The sequence below is a fragment of the Bradyrhizobium sp. 134 genome, from assembly GCF_023074155.1.
Lineage (GTDB): Bacteria > Pseudomonadota > Alphaproteobacteria > Rhizobiales > Xanthobacteraceae > Bradyrhizobium.
The window spans coordinates 1-21,676 of sequence record NZ_JADPKX010000014.1; the positions used below are offsets into that span (position 1 = coordinate 1).

Annotated in this window: 19 protein-coding genes and 2 pseudogenes; 3 read left to right on the forward strand and 18 right to left on the reverse strand. The window is 59.8% G+C overall.

What is annotated here, in order from left to right; translation table 11 throughout:
• The 7 genes and pseudogenes from IVA75_RS05225 to IVA75_RS05255 form a co-directional block, all read right to left on the reverse strand.
• A pseudogene (locus IVA75_RS05225) lies at positions 1-276 on the reverse strand (IS701 family transposase); the annotation flags it as partial.
• Positions 277-618: 342 nt separating this feature from the next.
• Positions 619-1,899 (reverse strand): type IV secretion system DNA-binding domain-containing protein, encoded by a 1,281-nt coding sequence (locus IVA75_RS05230; protein ID WP_247285963.1) that lies wholly within the window; start codon positions 1,897-1,899, stop codon positions 619-621.
• 56 nt (positions 1,900-1,955) lie between these two features.
• Positions 1,956-2,327: a hypothetical protein gene (locus IVA75_RS05235; protein WP_247285961.1), complete on the reverse strand. Its 372-nt coding sequence runs from the start codon at positions 2,325-2,327 to the stop codon at positions 1,956-1,958.
• A gap of 42 nt (positions 2,328-2,369) precedes the next feature.
• The gene (locus tag IVA75_RS05240; RefSeq protein WP_247285960.1) at positions 2,370-2,900 is read right to left on the reverse strand and encodes a hypothetical protein; all 531 of its coding nucleotides are present in this window, start codon (positions 2,898-2,900) and stop codon (positions 2,370-2,372) included.
• Positions 2,900-3,808 carry a hypothetical protein gene (locus IVA75_RS05245; protein WP_247285959.1) on the reverse strand — a complete coding sequence of 303 codons (909 nt, stop codon included), beginning with the start codon at positions 3,806-3,808 and terminating at the stop codon, positions 2,900-2,902. Before IVA75_RS05245 ends, IVA75_RS05240 begins: the two co-directional genes overlap by 1 nt.
• Before the next feature lie 116 nt (positions 3,809-3,924).
• Positions 3,925-4,182, reverse strand: a complete 258-nt coding sequence (locus IVA75_RS05250; RefSeq protein WP_247285958.1) for a hypothetical protein — start codon at positions 4,180-4,182, stop codon at positions 3,925-3,927.
• Positions 4,183-4,402: 220 nt separating this feature from the next.
• Entirely contained in the window at positions 4,403-5,512 is a 1,110-nt protein-coding gene (locus IVA75_RS05255) for an AAA family ATPase (RefSeq protein ID WP_247285957.1), read from the reverse strand.
• Positions 5,513-6,049: 537 nt separating this feature from the next.
• Here IVA75_RS05255 and IVA75_RS05260 point away from each other — a divergent pair.
• Together IVA75_RS05260 and sugE are read left to right on the forward strand one after the other, a co-directional pair.
• The gene (locus IVA75_RS05260; protein ID WP_247285956.1) at positions 6,050-6,910 is read left to right on the forward strand and encodes an SPASM domain-containing protein; all 861 of its coding nucleotides are present in this window, start codon (positions 6,050-6,052) and stop codon (positions 6,908-6,910) included.
• Between the two features lie 115 nt (positions 6,911-7,025).
• A complete protein-coding gene (gene sugE, locus IVA75_RS05265; protein ID WP_018458212.1) occupies positions 7,026-7,340 on the forward strand; it encodes a quaternary ammonium compound efflux SMR transporter SugE in 315 nt (104 codons plus the stop codon).
• An 807-nt stretch (positions 7,341-8,147) separates the two neighbouring features.
• On the opposite strand, the gene IVA75_RS05270 is transcribed toward sugE, so the two are convergent.
• The 3 genes from IVA75_RS05270 to IVA75_RS05280 form a co-directional block, all read right to left on the reverse strand.
• Positions 8,148-8,678 (reverse strand): hypothetical protein, encoded by a 531-nt coding sequence (locus IVA75_RS05270; protein WP_247285955.1) that lies wholly within the window; start codon positions 8,676-8,678, stop codon positions 8,148-8,150.
• A gap of 374 nt (positions 8,679-9,052) precedes the next feature.
• Positions 9,053-9,685, reverse strand: a complete 633-nt coding sequence (locus IVA75_RS05275) for a thermonuclease family protein (protein ID WP_346658405.1) — start codon at positions 9,683-9,685, stop codon at positions 9,053-9,055.
• A 336-nt stretch (positions 9,686-10,021) separates the two neighbouring features.
• Entirely contained in the window at positions 10,022-10,768 is a 747-nt protein-coding gene (locus IVA75_RS05280) for an energy-coupling factor ABC transporter permease (protein ID WP_247285954.1), read from the reverse strand.
• A gap of 719 nt (positions 10,769-11,487) precedes the next feature.
• Between IVA75_RS05280 and IVA75_RS05285 the strand changes: the two genes are divergently transcribed.
• Positions 11,488-12,321, forward strand: a complete 834-nt coding sequence (locus IVA75_RS05285) for an RMD1 family protein (RefSeq protein ID WP_247285971.1) — start codon at positions 11,488-11,490, stop codon at positions 12,319-12,321.
• 922 nt (positions 12,322-13,243) lie between these two features.
• Here the strand turns inward: IVA75_RS05285 and IVA75_RS05290 are convergent.
• The 8 genes and pseudogenes from IVA75_RS05290 to nifH form a co-directional block, all read right to left on the reverse strand.
• Positions 13,244-13,609, reverse strand: coding sequence for a hypothetical protein (locus IVA75_RS05290; protein ID WP_018458223.1), 366 nt, complete (start codon positions 13,607-13,609; stop codon positions 13,244-13,246).
• Between the two features lie 630 nt (positions 13,610-14,239).
• On the reverse strand, positions 14,240-14,536 hold the full coding sequence (locus IVA75_RS05295; RefSeq protein WP_083926516.1) for a ferredoxin family protein: 297 nt from the start codon (positions 14,534-14,536) through the stop codon (positions 14,240-14,242).
• 41 nt (positions 14,537-14,577) lie between these two features.
• Positions 14,578-15,885: an FAD-binding protein gene (locus IVA75_RS05300; protein WP_247285953.1), complete on the reverse strand. Its 1,308-nt coding sequence runs from the start codon at positions 15,883-15,885 to the stop codon at positions 14,578-14,580.
• An 11-nt stretch (positions 15,886-15,896) separates the two neighbouring features.
• Positions 15,897-17,009: an electron transfer flavoprotein subunit alpha/FixB family protein gene (locus tag IVA75_RS05305; protein WP_247285970.1), complete on the reverse strand. Its 1,113-nt coding sequence runs from the start codon at positions 17,007-17,009 to the stop codon at positions 15,897-15,899.
• Positions 17,010-18,184: 1,175 nt separating this feature from the next.
• Positions 18,185-18,517, reverse strand: a complete 333-nt coding sequence (gene nifW / locus IVA75_RS05310; RefSeq protein ID WP_247285952.1) for a nitrogenase stabilizing/protective protein NifW — start codon at positions 18,515-18,517, stop codon at positions 18,185-18,187.
• 118 nt (positions 18,518-18,635) lie between these two features.
• Positions 18,636-19,302 (reverse strand): annotated as a pseudogene (locus IVA75_RS05315) (hypothetical protein); the annotation flags it as partial.
• Positions 19,303-19,888: 586 nt separating this feature from the next.
• Positions 19,889-20,617, reverse strand: coding sequence for a nitrogen fixation protein NifQ (locus tag IVA75_RS05320; protein ID WP_247285951.1), 729 nt, complete (start codon positions 20,615-20,617; stop codon positions 19,889-19,891).
• A 58-nt stretch (positions 20,618-20,675) separates the two neighbouring features.
• Positions 20,676-21,566, reverse strand: a complete 891-nt coding sequence (gene nifH, locus IVA75_RS05325; protein WP_026233535.1) for a nitrogenase iron protein — start codon at positions 21,564-21,566, stop codon at positions 20,676-20,678.
• Positions 21,567-21,676: the final 110 nt, after the last annotated feature.

Below are 21,676 nucleotides of genomic sequence, written 5' to 3' on the forward strand. Positions count from 1 at the left end.
GACGATGTCGCGCAGGGCATCAGCGTCCCAATCCCCGCGACCCAGGATCGCCTGCTGCCGCCATGGGCCGGGATCGCCAGCCGCCTCCGCGCGCATCCAGCCGGTCTTGCGCTGCTCATCTCCGAGCAGACCTTCCAGGAACAAGCCTGCATTCGTCGCCACACGCTCTTGCGTGAACAACGGACGTATCCGTTGCTTGATCTCTCGAAGCGACGCCGCCCACAACGCAAGCGTCTCCTCAACCGACGCGGCCCGCGTCCACGACATTCGAATCATGGTTGCCCATGGATTCAGAAGCCCGCAAACAAAGCAACTGTAATGCTAAGACGCTGCCGTTTGGGGTCATTTGCGACGGGTTCTGGCCAGCGACAGATGAGGCCAAGTCCGTTGTTCCGTTGAAAGTGGAAAACAGAGCATTAGCCGCCTCGCCGCAAACCAGCTTGCCTTCGTCAAAACTGGCTCAATGCGAACTTGGACCGCGGGTCAATGGTTTCACGTTCTTGGTTGCGACAGGTAATGCATCCGAGGAACCATTAATCACTGACGCTGATGAACCTGCGCTCGCTCGCGGATTGGACCACTGGCACGCCAGGGCCTCGCGTTTCTTGGCCATATAGATCACGCGGATGAGGCCTGGCGCCGATCCATCTCTAGAACCGCGTCCAGGCAGCCCCCTTTCACCTCCCATCTGGTCGCCGGCCAGTCAAAGCGATGGGCGGCCCCTGCGTTGTGCACGATCGCCCGGATGTATTCGTTGGGGATATTGGGTTCGAACAACCCGAAGTCCCGCGCCAGCTGTGTGGCGGTGACAATGGGCCTGGTTTCGTCCTTGGTGAGGAATTGTCGCTTGTCACCCTGGGCCGGATTTTCGTTTGGCGCTCGCCACCGGATCGTGCGCGACCCCAGGGTTTCCGAGACGTCCGAAGCCCCCTCGCCTGCCGTAAGACGGCTATAGATCTTGATCTGAAACAGATCCGAAAGCAGCGCGGACTCGTCTTGGTACAGGAGTCGCAACTGCTGCATCGACTGAACGGCAGCGACGCAAATCAGACCTTTCTCTCTCGCCACCGATAGCGCCGTGGCGAGGCCCTCGATTTTCCCCAGCGAGTAGAACTCGTCGAGAATGAGCGTGGTCCGCCGTGACGGGTCGATCGCCATGGAGGCGTCGGAAACGCCCTTGCAGATTCGCCGCAACACGCCGCCGCAGACCGACGTCGACATGGCTTCGAAGTTCGGCATCGTCTGGACAATGACGATTTTGGGACCGTTGTAGTTCGGGACAAGCCACTTCTTGATGGAAAAATGCTTTTCCGGCGGCAGGCCGGCCCAGGCGTAAGCCATCGGACGCAGGGTGGTAAGGGCGGCGGACAACAACGTCGACATGATGCCCTGGATGGTCTTGTCAGTGCCGCCGTCGTCGCCCGTGGCCAGCAACGGGCTGGCGCTGAGGTCGATCTTTGCGATCCTGAGGCGCAGGTCTTCGGGACTGCTGAGGAGCGCCAACAGGACGTCGAGCGGCCCCCAGGCGTGGCCTTTTTCGACCGAGATGGCATTGATGGTGTCGGTCAGGATCAGGCGAGCGGAATCTGACCAAAACGGTTGGTCGGATGAGGGGATGATGTCGCGGGCGAACTCGGCGGCGGCGGCGGGACCGTCCAGGTCAGCGCCGATGTCCCAGGCCCAGCCGTCCCGGTGGGCTGGCGAAATCAAGACTACATCGCGAAGGTCGAAGCTTCGGGTCACGTCACCCTTGTTGCAGTGAATCACGGTTCGGTCGCCGCGCTGCATCGTCTGGGTGGCGACCGCCCGCACGATATTGGATTTGCCGTGGCCGGAGGCGCCGACCACCAGCAGATTCCGACTTTCCAACGCAAACGGCAGGTTGAGATAAGGGGCCAACCAGAAACCTTTTGTCGCCCTCGCTCCTGCCTCCTTTCGGAAACTCCAGCGGAGTTTCAGGCGGGCATCTTCGTCATAATAAACGCGGGGTCGGCATCGTCGGGCGTCTCGAACGGCTCCGTCCATGGCGTTCGATCCCGAGCGTCGAGACGCGTCAGATGGGCTGCGCACATACTGACGGCGAGGCCAACGAGCAAAATCGGACGGTGCGCTCCGATATAAGCCCAAAGCTTCGATGCATCGGCCAACTCGGTAAGGGCGGCCACCCACTTCGACCAGACAAAATGGTCGCCGATAACCGTCATGGCGAGCAGCGCGGTGACAACCAGCGGAAACGTCATTGCGCCGACGAGGAGACCCAGGGCGGTGGCCACGAAGGGGTGCGGACGGGGCTTAAGGCCGACCTGCAGATACGCGAAAATACCCATGTTGTGTTCCAGTCTACTGGGAGGATTGGGAGGAATACGATGTCAGGCCATCAACCTGAGAAGGATGATGGCGCCGACGGTCATGAGCAGCGCCACGAGGAGCCCGCGCAGCGTCGCCACTGCCACATAGGACAAGCGATCGCGCTGCTGGGCTTGCCAATTCTTCACGGCGACAAAGGGAGCCTTGGCGCTTTTCGGCGCAGGCGCTTTCCGCGGCCAAATCGCCGATCGCGTTTTCGCAACGATGGCGGCGGCCTTTGCAGGGATGCCGTGGTGCCCGACGCTGCTCTTGACGTTGGCACCACGGGGCATTCTCCTCGCCGCTGCGGCAGCGCCGACCTGGTCGCTGACGCGCGCCTTCAGCCGCTTGAAAAAATAGCGCGCCCCATCCTCTCCCCATTTGCGAAGGATTTTGGGATCGACGGCTGTTGGGGATTCCAGCGTCCGCTCGACGAGGTCGTTGGCCTGTCGCTTGATCTCCTCGGTGCCCTCCTTGATGATGGCCTTGAACGGCGGGATGACGACCCGAACCGACCGATGCGCCGGCCGGGCTTTATCGGCGTTGTCCGGCATCACGCCCCACCCTTCGGCAGCTTGATGAGCTGGGACAGGGCACCGTGCATCGACCTGAAGAAGATCGTGACCGCGCGCCGGGCGCGTTTGACGTCGCCGACCGGCTTCTTCAGGAGCTTGCTGTCCTCCGTGGGGTCCATGGCCATTGCCTTGAGGAAGCGCAGGCCGGCGTTCTCGTACGGTTCCCAAAATTCCGAGATGATGCCGGGCATCGCGATCCGCGTGACCCCGTCGAGCACCGGCTTGAGCTCTTTTGCGTACTGCTGTCCGGCGATGCTGCCGACAGACAGTTGGTCGAGCGACTTGCGTTCGTGCAGGTTCTCGACCAAGACCAAATCTGCGCTCGGGACGGCCATCCGGAAGCGGCGGATCGTCTCGGCCGCGGACCCGATGGCATCGGGTTCGGCCTGCACCAGGACGAACACCAGCATCGGCAACTTCCAAGTGATCAGATCTTCTTCGATTTCGACGTCGGTGAGGAAGTTTGCGGTGTTTTCGACCTCGTCAGCCCCGATGTCGAACAGAACCGAGCCCCCGGTGCCGGTCGCAGTCTCGCACGCGGTGTAGAACGGCGTGAACGCCCTGCGTACCAGGGCGGGGTCGTTCATGACCAGATCCGGATTGGGCCGCAAATCCACGACCCGCGCTCCGAGCATCTTGCCGAGCCGCTTCTTGTCGTCGGCCTGAAACGCACAGTAAGAATAGCCGTTCAGGGTCAGCAGATCGGCGATGGTCGTCATCAAGTGGGTTTTGCCGGTACCGCCTTTCTTGGAGGCGGTGAGGATGGCGGCGGGGGGCGTGAGGGGAAGCTTAGCCATGGGAACAGGTCCTCGTTCGTGTGCCGGCGGCATCGCCCACATCACGCCTGATCCGTTGCACGCTTTGAGGAAGTCCCGTTCGGCGGCCAAATGCAGTCGTAAAACGACGGCGTAACGGAAACATACCGACCGTCAGCAAAGCAAAACGGGCCGACAGCTTTCGCCGTCGGCCCGTTTGCCGAGAAACGTTTGTTTCCCGATCTCGCCTAACCTTCGTACATGGTCATCATGGCCAGGATGGCCTTCACACGGGGGATCGCGGCTGCGATCTCATGGTCAGCGCGACTGTTCGGGCCATCGCCGATCGGCAGGAAGCCGACCAGCGCTTCCGCCAGACGCGTCGCCTGGGCGAACGCCCCCATCGTGTCCGTGGGGTTGTGCCGAAGCGCACGACCGATCAACTGGTCAACCAACTGGTTGCCGAGCTGTTTGAGCTGGGCGTCCGCCCTCTCGTTGTAGGGCATTTTCTTGATCTCCTGAGGTTGGGGTTCCGACACGGATCATCCGTACCGCCGAAGACGATGTCGCCATCGTGCTGACGACGAACCACGATTTCTCGGTATGTCGTTCGGCGGCCAAACCGCAAAGCGCGCTATTGATCCGATCAGGCGGCCGGCGGTGGACGAAACGCCGCCACCGTCATCTCACACCAGGAGCCCCCGTTCGCGTTGACGTCATCGGACGCTACCGAGAGCGGCCCTTGCTTCTGCTGGGTGCCTCAATATCGGCACCGTCAGGATGCGTGAGCGCCAACGTGGACGTTTTGATGTTAGCGCGAGAGATGCGCGTCGCAATAAAGGCGAGCCTCTCCTCGGCGCTGCTCGGCTGGGCCGGTGCGTCGAAGGTTCGCTCCGCCGCGATTTGACTGGCCGCGAGGTCGGCGTCGTAGACGATCTTAACCGTTCCACGGGCCCGGCTCATGGCGACGTAGGCCGTATGTCGATCGTAGCCCGTATCAAGCACGACGGTGGCCGTCTCCGCGGTCAAGCCTTGAGAACTGTAGGCTGTAACGGCCAGATTATGCCCCAACCGAGGACGTCCGGTTTTGTCCGCAAGCAGCCGGGTCGAAAAGCTGGTTTCGTTCCCGTCGATCGTTGCCGTGACGATGAGGTGCCCGTCGGCCTCCTGCTCAACTGCTTCGATCGTTCCGACGGTGCCATTGATCACACCACGACCGATCTTGTCTTGCCTGATTCCAAACCTGATGCGGTCGCCTACGGCCAACGACAGGTGAAATCCTCGCCCCGATGAATCGCCCGCAGCCAGGACGTAATCTGGTCCGCTGAGAAGCCCATCCTCCCGCATGTGCCGGCGCAATTCTGCATTCAGCGCACGAACCGTCTTATTCGATTTGGCGATCAAGAGATGAGTTGAACTGGGCGAAGTCCGCTGTGCCTGGCGGTATTCATTCACGGCCGTTTCGATGGTGGCTTTGGCGCCAGCACAGTCACAAATGAGATTACGCTCTGCGTACATGTTAAGGCCCTCCGCAGCGTTCCCCTTGGCGAAAGCCTGCGCGGCATCGCGGGCCGAGGTCTCGCGTTGCCGCACGATCGTCTCGATACGGGCCGGCTCCAAAATCGTGCTCAAGATTTTCAGCGCCGGGCCCGCAGAAATCGGCTGCAGTTGTTCAACATCCCCAATAAAGATTATTTTTGATCGCGTTTTGGCGACGGACGTCAGCAGCCTGTCCATCGCCCGCGACCCGATCTGGCCGCACTCGTCGACGATGAGAACCGTGTTGCTGTCCAGCACCGGCTTTCCCGCCGAAATTTGAGCCAAAAGGCTGTCCACGAAGGTGAAGCCTTTGCAATCTCGACCGGAGCCAAGGGCACTCGCAATCGGAAGTTCGCGGGTCGATGCCGACCATCATGATGACGTGGTGCTCGGGGCAGGCTACACCGTCAAGATTCATAAGAAAGCTGTCATTCAGCTCATTTTCGCGAGAGCTTGAATCGTACGTAGCGTCATATTGTACTCTATCGATTGCGTAGAGTTTCACCTCGGTCGCGCATTTGGGAGGACATTCATCGCGGACGTGTCGAGTCAAGGACAGTACCGCCAATGGCATGAGAGATGCTTCTTGGAATAAGCGAGACGTTAGACGAGCCCCATTGAGGGATGTGCATTCGGCAGCCGTCCAATCCTGCTGGACTGGGGTGTTATGGGAGAGAGCCGTGGCGCATTCTTCATCTGCCGCGATCGCGCTTGCGACCATGCCGAGTCGCGCTGGTGGACGACGAATCGAGAACTGAAGCATGAGCGAACCGGCATGAGATGCAAATCGACGGTCCCCTCAATATCTCTTTGTTCCAAACGCGGAGCGCGGAAGTGGACAATATAGAATCGATGACTCCACAGGAGCTGCGCTCTGCAATCAGCGGCGGCAGGGTCTTGGAGATAACTACGACAACGGGCTGTGTCGTCGGATGTTCTTATTGCCCACAGGACAAGTTTGCCGAACGGCAAAGAGCGATATCCGACGTGAAGCATCTTTCTCTCCAAGATTTCAAGCGATGTCTGGCGCGCGTACCAGCAGCTGTCGACATCAGCTTTTCCGGATATTCGGAGCCTTGGCTCAATCCAGCTTGCACCGAAATGGTTGAGCATGCCTATGCGTGTGGCCATGGAATCCGAATTTTCACAACCCTGGCAGGAATGAACGGGCGGGATCTAAGACGTTTGCGTGCGATGCAGTTCCGCGTTTTCCTAGTGCATGTTTTTGATGACGGCACGCACATGGATAGTGGTCTCGTCAAGCGCAACTATGTCGATTTGATGCGCCAACTTGTGGATGCCGACTTTTCATCGTTGCTCTTCATAGTCATGGGCGAGGTGCATCCCGACCTTGTCGGCATAATTCCTGACGAAGCGCTGGTTCGTTCGCCTCCGCCGCGCAGCAGGGCTGGCAACGGCGAGAAAATGGTTGGAGCACGGCAGCCAATCGTTGGAGCACTGACATGTCCTGACGAACGGCAATATCGTAATGTTCTTCTCCCAAACGGCGACGTTACTTTCTGCTGCATGGATTTTGAGCGACGACACGTTTTGGGCAACCTCCTCCGCGACAGGTACAAGGATCTCTTCGAGGGGGCAGCTTTTTGCAACATTGCCGATCGCATGAACGGAACGGACGGCTTTCTGCTTTGTCGATCGTGTGAATTCGCCGAACCAATAACGTCGGAATGCTGATCTTTGAGAGAAGTTGACCCCTGCTCGAAGCGAATCGCGAGCCCCGGCAAGGATGGCGCCCAGCTCATCACCACATCAGCCGCGGGGGCGACCCTGCCATGAACGGAGGGCCGCCATGGCCTGGAGCATTTTGTTGGCCGCCGGCCTGCTGGAGGTCGCCTGGGCAATCGGCCTCAAATACACCGAGGGCTTTACCAAGCCCGTTCCGTCCGTGCTCACGCTCGCGGCCATGGCCGGCAGCGTGATCCTGCTCGGCCTTGCTCTAAAGACGCTGCCCATTGGAACTGCTTATGCGGTCTGGACCGGCATCGGTGCGGTCGGCACCGCAGCGCTCGGGATCATCCTGTTCGGAGAACCGGCCGCCGCTTTTCGCCTTGCCAGCATCGGGTTGATCGTCGCCGGCATTGTCGGGCTGAAGCTCGTGTCCTAACGAAAACACCGAAAGCATTGACCCCACCAGGTCAGCGCCGCAACGATCGCCGAGGCCGGCACGCTAATTCTCCAGGCATGGACGATCGAGCTGGCCACGTTCCAACGCACCGCCGAGCGGCGCGGCGCCGACAGTGGCACGGAAGTCGCCAAGAACAACGAGCGGATGCAAGGCCTCTGGGCCGAGACCATCTGGCCGCGACTTGGTCGTCACGCGAAAGCCCTAGTGCGGACGAGACGCCAGCTGCCCATCAGGGTCCCACCTGCATCGGTCTGGCACAATAGCACCACCCAGAACGGCACGAACAATTCGCTGCCGAGATCGCCGTGCGAATAGAACAGCTATGAAACACAGCTATGGGGCTGATCTCGGGGAGACGGTCAAGACGTGAGCTTGCGGTCTTTGACTGAGCTCAGCACTGCGCCTCGAATTAAGGTGCGACTTCGTTGTGTGGTTGCAAAAAAACTCGATCACCTAATCTCTTTCGCAGGAGCGTTCACTGAATCTAACCGGCGGTGCCGGCGCCCGGCATTCGATTCGTGTTCGACCTCAAACCCGGGGCTTGTTTGAGCAATGACTGCTATTGTCGGGTTGGCGACATCGCGATCGAAAAAGGCCAGGAGCTTGCATCGTGCCCGTCGGCACAGAGTCTGCACACCACTAGGTTATGGGAGCGACGCTGCGCGTTCAGTGGCTCACGTTTCGTTCTGGAAGGCGCGCACTTCGTGTTCGGTAGGTGATATGCGATCTGACGTTCTTGTTGGGGCTGCCGCAGCAGTTGTCCTCGTCGCATGCGGTTTTGCTCATTCAGCGGATCTCCGGCCAGTCGTCAGCGAGCCGTGCTGTTTCCAACCGAACGAGCAGCTGCATTGTCTTCTGAGGCATTGTTGTGATCGGCGCCTGCAAGGCAGGTCCACACGTCTTTATCGCCGAAACCGCGCGTGTGGTGTTCAGCTTGTTACGCGCCCGGCCAAATTCTGGCGTAAATCGGAGCAGCCGTTGCTTGAAAAGGCAATCGCCGCCGATATCGCCAACAGCAGCGAAGTCCGGGAAGGGACCTATGCGGCGTTCCCGCGGCAAAGGGCCCAATTCGATTACCGTCCTTTCGATACGCCCCGCGGAGCCGGCGTTGAGCAAGCGCTCACACCGGCTTGCTGCATCAGATTTGAGTGCGAGTGTATGAGTTTTGGTGGACGGCATCTGGCGACCTCTGGGAATCAGGCTGCGAGCCCTGGGCATGTCAAAACCTGAAAGTTTGCGTCGAATGGAGTGGAGGTCGGCTGCATCCCAAGCCTCATTCGTGTTGCCTACCGCGCCCAATGGTGCCTTGAACGCCACTGGCCTTCTTTCTTCCGCTCAACCTGTACCCGGCGAAACTGATTGTTTTCCGTGCCACGCCTTTGCTTTGTCCGGAGAGCCCGCCATTCTTCCGAGTAAATGCGGCTCTTTCGAACTCAAAAGGCGCCGCCTTGGCATGACTGCAAGTCCATGATTCCGAAGAATTAGGGCGAGAACCATGGCGTTCCTGTGGAGCTCGCGATTTTCTGTCTTGCGACTTTCGCGCTTACGAGAGCTTGAGACCATCTTACCCCTTTTGAGCATGGTGGCGCGGCAGTGGTAAGCTTGCTCACTCGCGGCCGACGCCAGCTCGCCCGTGACGGTCACTTTGTGCGGAACGACTCTGGCGTATATTCTGGTGTGAGGAATACCGGTCAAGGGTGAGCATTCGCGTCGTCAGAACAGCTGGCTGGTCCACCACCTAACCGAATGCACGCTCGATATAGCCAAGGTACGGCAAAGCTGCCCGCCCACAAGCCCAGTCCGGCACGATCGGCCGCGCGTTGCGCAGCGTGGTATCGGCGCCTGGAGTATCGCTCCCAATCGAGCACGAGACCGTTGCGCACCAACCATTCTCCGAGATCGATGCCATCAGCTGAACAGATCGCCAATGTCCGTCCACACTCATCCTCCAGGACTGACAGACAACTGACTTCGCGCTCTGCAATGAAGGCTTCAAGATCGCTCGCGGCCATGAGGCCACATCGATAAGGATTGAGGTTGATATCTCGGCACATTTGAGACTTGTCCGGCGCGTCGATGCCCCAGAGCCTAACGCGTGTCCCGTGAATTTCAAGGGTGTCGGTGCTGATGACCTTTGCCGGCCCGGTCAATTCGCCGGCAAACACGATGCTGCACAGTGCGAGCGTGGTCAACACCACGATCAATCCATACATGGCGATCTTCTTTGTCGAACTGCGAACATTCCGGCCGAGTGCAGCAGAGCGTGGGAAGCCGCCGAACGGCGGTCCATCGCGGCTGTGCTGAGGAGGCTGCCAATGTTGCATGGATAAGCTCGTTCGACGGATGACTCCCAGTGTATCAGCAGCGCAAGACGCCCTCGTGTCCAACCTCGTCCCCGATGCTCTGCGACCAGGCTGCTGCCCTGAGCGCTTCCCGCCATTCCTCCACGTCGTGGCGGCAGTTCGCCTTCGCCACATCACGCACCAGCAGGTCGAAATCGGTAGTGCGCGTCCGATCACCAGCGACCGGGCCGGCGCAGACGGCCGGCCGCAATTCGGCGAGAAATGATTTCCTGGTCGCCTTGTGCGGAATGAGCCTAAAGTCGGCCCCCTCGCGGACAACAGCGAGTGCGCGTCGCCCGGGATCGCTGCAGCCGGCTGCTATCGGGAAAAGCGTACGTATCGCTTGAGCAAAGCGGCCGAGATGGCGGCCATCGTTACTTTCGACCGCAACATGCCTTCTGGGAGCGGTAGGCGACAGATCCCCTCACAGTCACGCCGCCCAATTTGTTTCCCGAGCGCCAGCGCAGCCAGATCAGCCAGCGGCTCGACCAAGGCCACAACTGCATAGTAAACCGCGAGCGATGCGACTTTACCGAGGTTGGCGGCGCCGAAGCCCGCGCGATAGAGCGCCAAAGACGCGATCCAGACAGCGATACCGGATTGATACGCAGTCGAGAGCGAAAGCGCCTTGCTGTACTGCAGATCGCGATAGGCAGCCTTGGATGGAATGAGGCGCTTTGCGAGCGCCTTGATCGCAAACAGCGGTATTAGAGGCGTCGTGACATTCATCCGATATTGCGGCAGGTCCGTCGGAACAAAGAGGACGCTTTGCAGCAAGAGGCCGAGCGCAAGACCTAAGGCCGCCGGCGCCGCGCCAAACAAGAGGAACAGCGTGGAGCCCAGGACGAGGTGCACTTCCGATGCCCAAACCGCAAAGTGCGGCAGGAATTCGAATAACGTGAACACAAGACCCGTCGCGGCGATGGCTTGCACAGCAAATGACAGAGCGCGCCGCTCGTGTATGGTCTCGACCACAAGCTTGGCGACGACGCAGCCCATCGCAATGCCTGTCGCGCAGCTCAATACGAACTTGGCGCCTGTTACTATTCCCGGTTCGATATGCACGGTCTCTAGTCCTTTCTGCCGTTGTACTCGGGCCTTGGCTCAAGAATTTGCCGCGACGTTCGTGTGGCTGACGGTTGGAAACGGCACTTCACCTTTCCCATCCTCGGTCCACGGGCAACGTGCTGTTTTCGCCCGATCGGACCAGGTCTGCACTCAGCCTTCGCTCGGTCTTTGCGACATTTCATAGCAACAGCTATGCCAGCGCCGCTGCCGCGGTTAAGGCTCTGATTGCGCTTTGAAAGCTTGTGCGGCGCCCAAGATCCGCCGTGTTCTGTAGCCGACATGCTCTGGAGGAAATTGAACACACATCGCGACCAGCTTTTTGATCAACCTGCGCCGTTCCAATCGATCATTTTCGCTCGCCCATTGAAGCGGAAATCCTGACGCCGCTGGCGCGAAGACACCGGTTCGGCATCAATCTTGCTCGACGTTGTTCGAGGAAGGCGCCTACGACGCAGCCAAATGTTTGGCGGCCGGGGATCGTCGAATTCCTCGAAGAGCTTTGCTGGGCGTTCGATTGAGCTTGCGGGCAAGCATGCACGAACATGAATTAGAGACCACCCATCCAAACTCTGGAGCCGGCATTTGCTGGATCTCAGCGTCATCTCTCACCAACGCGCTCGGCAAATTCCGCTGCACCATCTGCGACGAAGTTCTGGACGTGTTTCTGGGGAACGCTATCGCGTCGCAGTGGCGCCAAACCGGATGCTAAAGTGAACATGGATCAACTTACGCCCGGTAAGGCTGTGGTCTCCGGACAGACGGCGGCCGCCTCGGTGCTGCGCATTCGGGCAGTCATGCTGGGGGATCGTATCAACCCGTCGGCTCTGGAAATCGGAACGCTGGTGTCCTCGACGCCGGTCGCTTTCCGCATTCATGCGGGCCTTGTCGTGGTCTTCCGCTATGGCGTTGTAGTGCTCATCGGGTTGTCGCCCTCGGAGGAAACCGCTCTGATCGAAACCCTGATACCGCGCGTCATCGGTGAACTCACCTCCTATGAGGAGGATAGCGCGCAGGCGCAGCTCTGCAACGAGCAGAGCGCTGAGGTCATCCTGCCGGGCGGGCGGATTTGTGTTAGAAATTTTAGTGACGATCGGCTGCTGCTGATCGCCGATACGCTAGCCAAGAGCACGGCGCTGGAGCGAGATGAGCGCCGTGTCGCCGCGGTGTTCGACGTGATCGAACCCTTTGCACGCGAACTGGCCGAGCGCGGCCGGACGCCGCGGGGCCGCAAGGGCATTCTCCAACTGATCGGCAATGCGCTCCTGGTCGAGCAGCGCGTCGCGGGCCGCATCGCGATTGCCGAAAAGCCCGACGCACTCTGGGAGAAGCCGGAACTCGAGCGGCTCTATGCGCGTCTGAAAGACGAATACGAACTGAAGGAGCGTCTTGAGATGCTTGAGCGCAAGCTGTCGGCCATCTCCGGAACGGCTAACGCACTGACGGACATTATCGACACACGGCGCTCGCTGCGTCTTGAGTGGGTTATAGTCGTGCTGATCGTGATGGAAGTTGCGATCGGATGCTTTCAGATTATTGCAGCAGGTCGCTGACGTGCCGCTGGCCGCAGCGCGTGAGGCGCCTTCGTGGGGTTTGAGCGGGCCTACTGACCGACCTGGCCGGCATTGACGTGGGACGCGCCGTTCGGCCGTACTCAGCTGCGGATTTCGGCTGTGTCTTCGGCGTGCTCGTGGACACGACGTTCGGCGAAAGCCGGTACGGCTCGCGAAGACAGCGAATAGCCGACGCGAGTTCGGCGTATTCCCGGCCTCGAGCAAGGATAGGGGGTTTATGGCAGACGCTCGGCGGAGCGTTCATGTCGACGATCCAGCGCCACCCAAGAAGGCCCTTTCGTCCAATTTGCAGTGGGCCGCCACTCAGCTTTTCTGCTATTCTCGACTTGCTCGCGGAATACTTGCCAGCCTTGCCTCGCCGCCCCAGGGCGCAGCCAGCGACTACCGAAACAAGGGCTATCGATTTCACCAGGACGCCTCACCGAGTTGAGCGACCGCCTTTCGCCGCTTTGGCACATCGCCGCGGCTCGGTCGACGTGTCCTGCCGTGATTTCCCTTGCATGGCTGTTAGCGAACGGTTCCATGATCCGCCAGCGGGCAAACGCGCGCTGCAACTGAACATGAAAGCTCAGAATGCGGATCTCGTCCTCGCTAACGCGAAGGTCGCCGAGCTTGACGCGGCCGGGGACTGCGACCGGACGTGCATAGCGGCTCCGCGCCAGCGATAAACGGGAAACGGATGACAAAGGAGCTACGCCGCGAATTTCGAGGCGGTTTTGACCTCGCAAGCAGGCGCCGAGATTTTCTGACGTCCCCATCCGCTCTGGACATTCAATCTTGCAGGACTGTCCCTCAAAGCGCCCTGGACACTCACGCACGCTCGGCAGCTCCTCTCAAATCCGCTTCCGAACCGATCCCGGCATGGCGATCCTTCGCTGGCTGGTTCAGGAGCCCGGCGAGCCTAGAGGCCTTCAAGGACTCCTTCGAGCCGGTGTTCGCGAATGATTGCGGCCAGTAGCGAAACGGCCTCCTCCCGATGGACGGTGAAGCAGACGTCAGGCGCTCGCTCAACCAACAGGTCCAGCAAGGTCGGAAGGTCAGCAACGTGGTGGCGTAAGGTCGAGACCACATCATTTGCGAGATAGGTCGCGAAATCAGCATTCGGCGGCGGATCAAAGTCCAAGTCGACCTCGGCGCGCTTCTCGATCGCATGTCGTATCAACTCGCCCTGCCGTCTTGCATTCATCGAGAGCATGAACACCGCATCCGCGAGCTTCTCGCGCGGCAAGCTTCTCAGTTCGGCTATGCGGGCCTGGATGTCGCCCACCGAACTCTCACGGCGTGCCTCTGCTCGCCGCGCGTTAGCGGCTGCCCTGCTCTTTTGTAATCCAACCATCGTCATGCTCTCCGGCCGACCATATGTCCCGGCGATACAGGCGAATGAAAGGGCAAAATTGTGTGCTGCATGCGCGCAGCCCGCCTGACGATGCGCAACCCGGCGGTCGCGCGGAGGAGTCGCAAATCGCTAATTTTGTGATCCGCCGTGCTTGTCTAGTCTACAAGGCGCTCGATGGCACGTTGTCGGGTCGGCGGCTATGGCGAAGCGAAATCCTGCTTCCAGCGTTCCGTTTGAGGTGATAGGCAGCGTTGCGAGGCAGTGGCGACAGGCGGATCGCCTCGAACTCCAAGAAGGACGAAACCGGCGAGATTTTGGGGAGAGAACCAGGATCGGTCGATCCGAGATGGACGACCTATTCCCGCCAATGAGTTGAGCCCTGTCTCGGATCCGGCTCGCTTTGGGTATCTCCGGGCATATTGTAGCGGAACCTGGGAAGGGCCCGCCCGGTAGATGGAAAGATCGGGACTCGATTGAATCAGGTGAAATCTCAAACTCGCGCGTGATCTCGTTGTACCGCCACAACGCCGCAGCCTGCCAATCAGCCCCTACCCCGAAGCTTTAACCAAATTTGAATAGCACACCGTAACCGCCACGTGGGTAGCTCCACTCGATATCACCACTTTCTTCGCAGATCACCCGGCAGGTGCCGCACTCGACACACCCGTCGACTGTCACCTCAACATGACCTTTATCGCTGAGCTCGTAGCACCGTGCAGGGCAGGCCTTCAGCATCGATAAGAGCCGCGACGAAGGTGTGGTGTGCGGCCGCACCTTGATATGGGCGCGGCCGGAATCAACGAGATAGCGGTTGTAGAATAGTTTGTCTTCGACACGTCGGGATGGCTCGCTCGGCATTGTTTCTGGCTCCGTCGTTCGTCGTTGTCTTTGGTTTATGATCACCGCCAGGCCCGGGCAATGCGCAGGGCATCGCTGAACAATCCACTCCACGACCGCGCCTTGATGAACGAGCTCAGCATCAGCTTCTCTTTCTCAAGCTTTGGTGTGCCGTCGACGCGCACGTAATCCTGCATCGCCTTGGAGAAGAGCTGCGGATATGTGAGAAAGAAGTTCTGCGAGTGGGTGTGCATCAGTGCCGGCATATCCTTGTACTTCTTCAGGTCCTTGATCACGAAGGATTCATTCAGGAGTTTTTTGTAAAGCGAAAGATTTTTGGCCGTCATCGGATCATTTCGCGATTTGATAAGACAGATCGCTTCCGCGGCGATACGGCCCGACGTCATCGCCAGATTGGACCCCTCGCGATGGATGGCGTTGTTGAGCTGGGCGGCGTCTCCGACAACGACCCAGCCCTCACCACAAAGCTGCGGGATCGCTCTGTATCCACCTTCGGGGATCAAATGCGCGGAATATTCCTTTACTTCCGAACCCTCGATCAACGGCGCGACGGACGGGTGACGCTTGAAGCCCTCGAGGAGGCCGTAAGGCGTCTCGCCAGTACGCTGGAAATCGGCAACAAGACAGCCGATACCGAGCGATATGCATTCCTTGTTGGAATAGATGAAGCCCATACCGGTCATGCCGCGGGAGATGGTTCCGGCGGCTTCGATGACGAGCCCCTCGTCGCCTTTGAGATTGAAGCGAGCATCGATTGTCTCGCGCGACAGGAAATGCATCTCCTTGACCGCGAGTGCGACCTTGTCCGGTTTCGGCCGCCCTCTTAAGCCCGCACCCGTCCCGAGCACTCCGTTTACCCCCTCGGCCAGCACGACGACATCTGCATGGATTTCACCCCCATCTCGGTCTGTGCGCACCCCGACGACCCTCCCATGGGAATCCTGGAGGAGCTCGGTCACCGTGGTCTCGCACAGCACCGTGGCGCCGGCCTCGCGGACCTTCTGCGAGAACCATTTGTCGAACTGCGCGCGGATGATGGTGTAGCGGTTCGGCTTCTCCTCGTTGAAATCATCGGAGCGATAGTGAATCCCCGTGTGCGAACGCTCGTCCACGATCCAGAAGCGTTGCTCGACGAGATGCCGCTCAAGCGGTGCATCTTCTCGGAAATTCGGGATCAGCTTCTCCAGCATGTCGGCATAGAGGATGGCGCCTTGCACGTTCTTCGACCCCGAATACTCGCCGCGCTCCAGCTGCAGCACTTTTAGGCCCCGCTCGGCCATGGTAAGCGCTGCCGCATTTCCGCCCATCCCAGCACCGACGACGATCGCGTCGAATCTTTCCTCGATCATAACAAGCTCCCCTAGCCAGCGATGCGGTCGTGCGAGTGCGGCGACAGCTGCGCGCGGAATGCAGAGGTCAACGCGGGCAACAGTCGAATGGCGTCGGTGACGATGCCGATATGGGCGAAGTCGAAGATCGGAGCGTGCTTGTCCGTGTTGATCGCAACGATGAGGTCGCCCCCCTCCACGCCAACGCGATGCTGGATCGCGCCGGAAATACCGGCCGCGATATAAAGCTTTGGCCGAATGGTTTTCCCGGTCTGGCCGATTTGTCGGTCCGCGGTGACCCAGCCCTTCTGGACCAGCGGCCGCGAGCAGCCATATTCGGCGCCAAGCACGTCCGCGAGCTGCTGTACCAGTTGGAAGTTCTCAGGCGATCCCAGACCGAGCCCTCCAGCGACGACCACGTCGGCATAGGCAAGGTTGGACTTTGTAGAATCGCGGTCCGGGAGGAACGACAGCACTTTTGTGACGATATCTTCCTCTACAAGCCCGAGCGGATGCGAGATCACGCGCCAGACGGCGCCGGTCACGCGCTCGGGCATCGGCATCACGCGCGGACGGACGGTTGCCATCTGTGGACGATAGTTCAGTGTGTAGATCGTGCACAATAGTGAGCCGCCAAACGTCGGCCGGGTCGCTGCAAGCGAGCCGTCGGCATCGACATCGAGCTCGGTGCAGTCGGCGGTTAGACCGGTGAGCAGTGTGGTGGCCACTGAGCCGGCGAGGTCGCGGCCCAGTGTAGTTGCCCCTAGGAGTAGGATTTCCGGCTTGTACGTATTGACCAGCTCTGACAGGGCCTTGGTGTAGGATTCATTGCGATAATCGGCCAAGAGATCATCCGCGACGATATAGGCAAGATCCGCGCCGTAGCAGAAGGATTCGGCGATCGCCTGCTGCGTTGTCTCTCCGACCGGGCCGATGACAACCGCGGCGAGGTCAACGTTGAGCTTGTCGGCGAGCCGGCGGCCGGCACCCATCAGCTCCCAGGAGACGGGATGCACTATCCCGCGTTCCTGCTCGATGAAGACCCAGACGTGCCTATAAGCCTTGAATCGTTCGGGCAGCTCCCTCTTGGTCGCCGCGCGACCACCACCCGCGGCCGGAGCTGCGCTTTTGGGTGCGGTGCTCATCATCTGTACTCCCATCCGTGTTCAGTAGCGGCTCGCCAGCGAAGCGTGCTCCGCCTCCAGCTTTGAATTCGCGCGTGAAGATTGCTTCAGTTAAGAGTTCGGCCGCGTGCCCGCCGCCATTTTTTCAACACTGCCTGGCAGCAGCGCGGGGCCCAGACACCCGTTGCTGGACCTTTGTCGACGAGCCCGGAAGCACCCCGCTTGGGCGTTCTTTCCCGGTTCGGCATTCTGGGCCACCGTTTGGCATTGGAACTAGTGAGGCACGCAACCGCGCGGTCACTCGATCCGATCGATTGGTCCTCCTCATCTTCGAGATGCAACCGAGTTGGAACAGACCGAGGACCTGCCAGAGGCTCGGCTGGTCCTATTGTCGGCCGCGAGCTTGCCGGTGAAAACGCGATCCATTGCTCCGAATGCCCTCGCAATATTTCCGATTGCAGCGACACGCCCGCAACTCTTGGCGAGGGCACGAGGGCCGGCGGTGAAGCCGCCCGTCAACGGCGCCGCGCGACCAGCGCCGGAGAGCAAGGGCGCCGCCCGCAAAACCTCGGCCATAGATCGGCCAGCGGGAGTGATTTCGTCCACGAATCTTTGGCGCGGATCAAGCGCAGCTTTCAGCTCAGCCGGGCCGGAATATGCAACCATCGCTTTGGCGTCGCGACGTATCATGGTGTCGACAGGCAGCGCGCGCGAAACTGCGCGGCGTCAAAAACAAACTCGATGCGGACCAAGATGTGCATTCGTTTCTCCAGACTAGCTGAGTAAATGTCAGCAATTGTCGTACCAATTGCGCAGACGATGAAAATTGACCGCCAATACAGAATCTTACTGAAGGAAATCGGATTGGCAGCCTCTCACGAGGATCGGAACATTCGACACGGTGCTGGACCTATGTCCAGAATGCGACAGAAGACAGTCATCCGCATCTTGGTGCTCTTTCCTCGCCAAATATGTGCTCCCCGCTGCCGGCGTACAATTGCAGGAGATAGGTGCACCATGGGCACCAGCTTGAAACGACGGAAATATCAGCGCTGAGCCGTGATTGGCTCTTAGGGAGCCGAGTGTCCAAGCTGCGGACCCGCGGCCGTAACTGCAACTTGCGTTTGAATTCGACGCCCTGGGTGGTTGGCAGGTTCTCTGAACCTTCACGCTCCAGAGCACGATATAAACTGAATTCACTCCAAAGAACCGAGCTGCACCAATGCTGGATGCTTGTTCGATTGTGGTGCGGCCGCATCCTTCAAGACCTTGAACACGCGCTGTTCGATCGGGGAGGACGTGACGAAATCGGCATAGGCGCGCTCGAGCGTGGCCTTGCAACGCGAGGCGATGTCGGGATCGGATGCACCGGTAAACTCCTCGCCCGCGAGATATTCACCCATGCGACGCAGAATATGAAGCCGCGCCACGTCGATGATTTTCGCATCGTACTCGACGCCGAGCAGTGCAAAAAACTCCTCTGCCGCGGAGGCCTTGTTCAATTGCGAAAGGATCCCGTCCGTCGTCATTCTCAACCTCCATCTAGATCCGCGACCAGAAGCCGTCCTGGCCCGAATGTTCCAACCTGATCGCGCGAAGCGCATGGCTGACCACCTGATCGCCTCCGTTGAGGAGCGATCTCTCATGAATGTCGCGCCACATCGCCACCACCGTTTCCTCGGAAACCGGGCCTTTGTGCTCGACGGCATGCTTACGGACGCGCGCGAGAATGGTTTGGGTTTCGTCGGCGGTGACCGAAAGCTGCAAGTCGGACAACAGCGAAGTGATAGCGGCAAGCTCTGAATGCTCGCCGATCACAATGCGGTGGGTCGATCAGGAAGTTGACATCGGCACGCGAGGAGTCTTCGCCACCTAGCGCGACACCCAGTCCCTTGTCGCGAGCGTGGGCCACGACGCGCTTCACCCGCTCCAGCACGGCCAAACGGCGCCACCGAGTTTCGCCGCAATCTGCGCGTCCGACGATGGAATCGATAGGATTACCACCGAAACACCGGCCTCGATCTCCGCATCGACATCCGCGGGTTTTATCTGGCACCAGCCGATGATCGTGGCCGCGAGGCCGGCTTCGGCGACCGCTCGGATCGCGGCAATCTCTTCCTGACCCATCGCCGGCGTGCCGGCCTCGATCTCCGTGACTCCGGCCGCGGCCAGCGACACGCGCCATCGAGACATTTTCCGGTGTCGCGAAGGCCACGCCCGGTGTCTGTTCGGCGTCGCGCAAGGTGGTGTCATTAAGGACTATGGACCTCGACTGATCTTTGTCGGGCGCGGTGATTGCGGCAGCTAACGCCATCAGCGGCTCCGTAGGTTTATTCCGGAAGCTGTACAGCAACTGCTGTGCCAAACCGCTCGAATTCCCGAGAACTTGTGAATGACGTCGAATTTCAGATTAGTCCGGTGTGTCGCAAATCCGCCAGGGTGGAAACGGCGGAGCGCCAGGTCCGGTGCGCTTGCGACCGAGCTGAAGGCAGGCGCCGAGCTTGGAAGCTTGGCAGCCGGGCAACGGTTCGGGCCTGACCTCAAGCTGCAACACTTCAGGGAAAGGCGCGTGCATCCCGGCGCTGATCGAAGAGGATTCTTGAGCCATCCGGTCGTCCAACCACAAGTCGTCGTTCGTAAAAAGTCAGCGGGCGCGATCGAGAGGGCGGATGTTGGCCTCGATCGCGCGTCAACATAGAACATTTGGGCGGTAAATGTGACGGTCGCATCCACCAGTTATCAAGCTCGATGATCAGGCGCCGCCGCGTCCTGCTTAGGCTGCCTGCGCGAAGTTGTTTACCCGGTGTCTTTTCAAACCCTCAGTCCGGTCATGTGACCGTTGGCCGAAAGCTGGTCCGATACACCGGGACTCGCGCCGAGGAGCGGGCATCCATATGAGCTCAGCCCTGCGAACTTCGGATGGCTTGGACGGGGTCATCGAGACGACGCAGATGATCCCGCCGGCGTCCGGCCATCCGGCTCTCCCCGCTCTCCTCGCCGAAGCAAAGATCAAAATCATTGCATTCCGTGCAGACCGGCGTGGTACACATCACCAGACCGTCATCTTCGCATAGCGTGCGATAGAAGAAGCGCTTCCACCGCATGTTCTTGGTGTTGCGAGCCGCCAGCGGCCCGAAATGGCGCATCAGGAGGCGGGACAATTCGTCACGCTCCCGCAGACCGAGATCTTCCCACAGGTGATTAGGCTCCATGGCGCGCCGCGCGATCATCGTCGCGAGCCAGCCGCCGACCTCTCCATGAGTGGAACGTTGCGCAAGCAGGAGGTCTCGCACCATAATCGTCTCGTCAGGAGCCGGTAACGCGGACTGTTCGCGCCAGGTACAACTCCTGATCGGCGTCGATGGAAAGTATTGCACCAACAGCGCATCGAGCTCCTGGTTAGTCAAGCCAGCCCATTCGGGAAGTTGGCCGCCATCCATAGCGGATGCGGCGAGAGCGCAAGCGAGCACATGGCGATCGAAATCGTTATCGTCGCTGATGTCGACTTCTGTTGGATGGCGCCCGGTCAGAAGCCCGTAGAGCTCACTCGCATCGCGCTGCTCGGCGACGTGAGCTGCTGATACAGGAGATGACACTGTATTGGCAAATTCGCTTTGTGTGCCAATCATAAAGGTCCCGCAGTGGACGATGTCGGCCTTCCCCGGTCGAGAAGGCCGACAAGATGAACTATGCCGAAACAGCGGCGAGCTCGGCGGCGGTCTTGCCGACCAGGCTCTCGTCGACAGGCTTGATGATGCCGTGCTCCATGAGCATATCCTCGAGCTCGTCCATGCTGATTGGCGTCGGGATGGCGCCTTGTCCCGCATTATTGTGGATCTTGGTCGCGAGATTGCGATAGTGATCCGCCTGCTTGGACTCTGGCGCGTATTCCAGCACAGTCATGCGGCGCAGCTCCGCGTGCTGCACGACATTGTCGCGTGGCACGAAGTAGATTAGCCGGCTGCCGAGCTTCTTGGCAAGAGCATCTGCCAGCTCCAGCTCCTTGTCGGTCTGGCGCTCGTTGCAGATCAGGCCGCCGAGGCGCACGCCGCCGGAATTGGCATACTTCAGAATACCCTTGGAGATGTTGTTGGCGGCATACATGGCCATCATCTCGCCGGACATCACGATGTAGATTTCCTGTGCCTTATTCTCGCGGATAGGCATCGCGAAGCCGCCGCAGACGACGTCGCCCAGCACGTCGTAAGAGACATAGTCGATGTCCTCATAGGCGCCATTCTCCTCCAGAAAGTTGATCGAAGTGATCACGCCTCTTCCGGCGCACCCGACCCCCGGCTCTGGACCGCCGGACTCGACACATCGAATGTCCTTGTAGCCGAGCTTGATGACGTCCTCAATTTCGAGGTCCTCAACGCTGCCGGCATTCGCCGCCAGACTCAGAATGGTGTCCTGCGCTTTGGCGTGCAGGATGAGGCGAGTCGAGTCCGCTTTGGGATCACAGCCGACGATGAGAATCCTTTGGCCCAGCTCAGCAAGAGCCGCCAGCGTATTTTGCGACGTTGTCGATTTGCCGATGCCACCCTTGCCATAAAACGCGATTTGTCTCAGCGAAGACATGTTGCTCTCCATCAACCGATTGCCAATTTTGCGCGCCGAACGCGCGAGGCTGTTTCTCTCTCAGAAACGTGGGCACATGGGTTTCGGGAAGGAGGCCATCGCTCGCCATC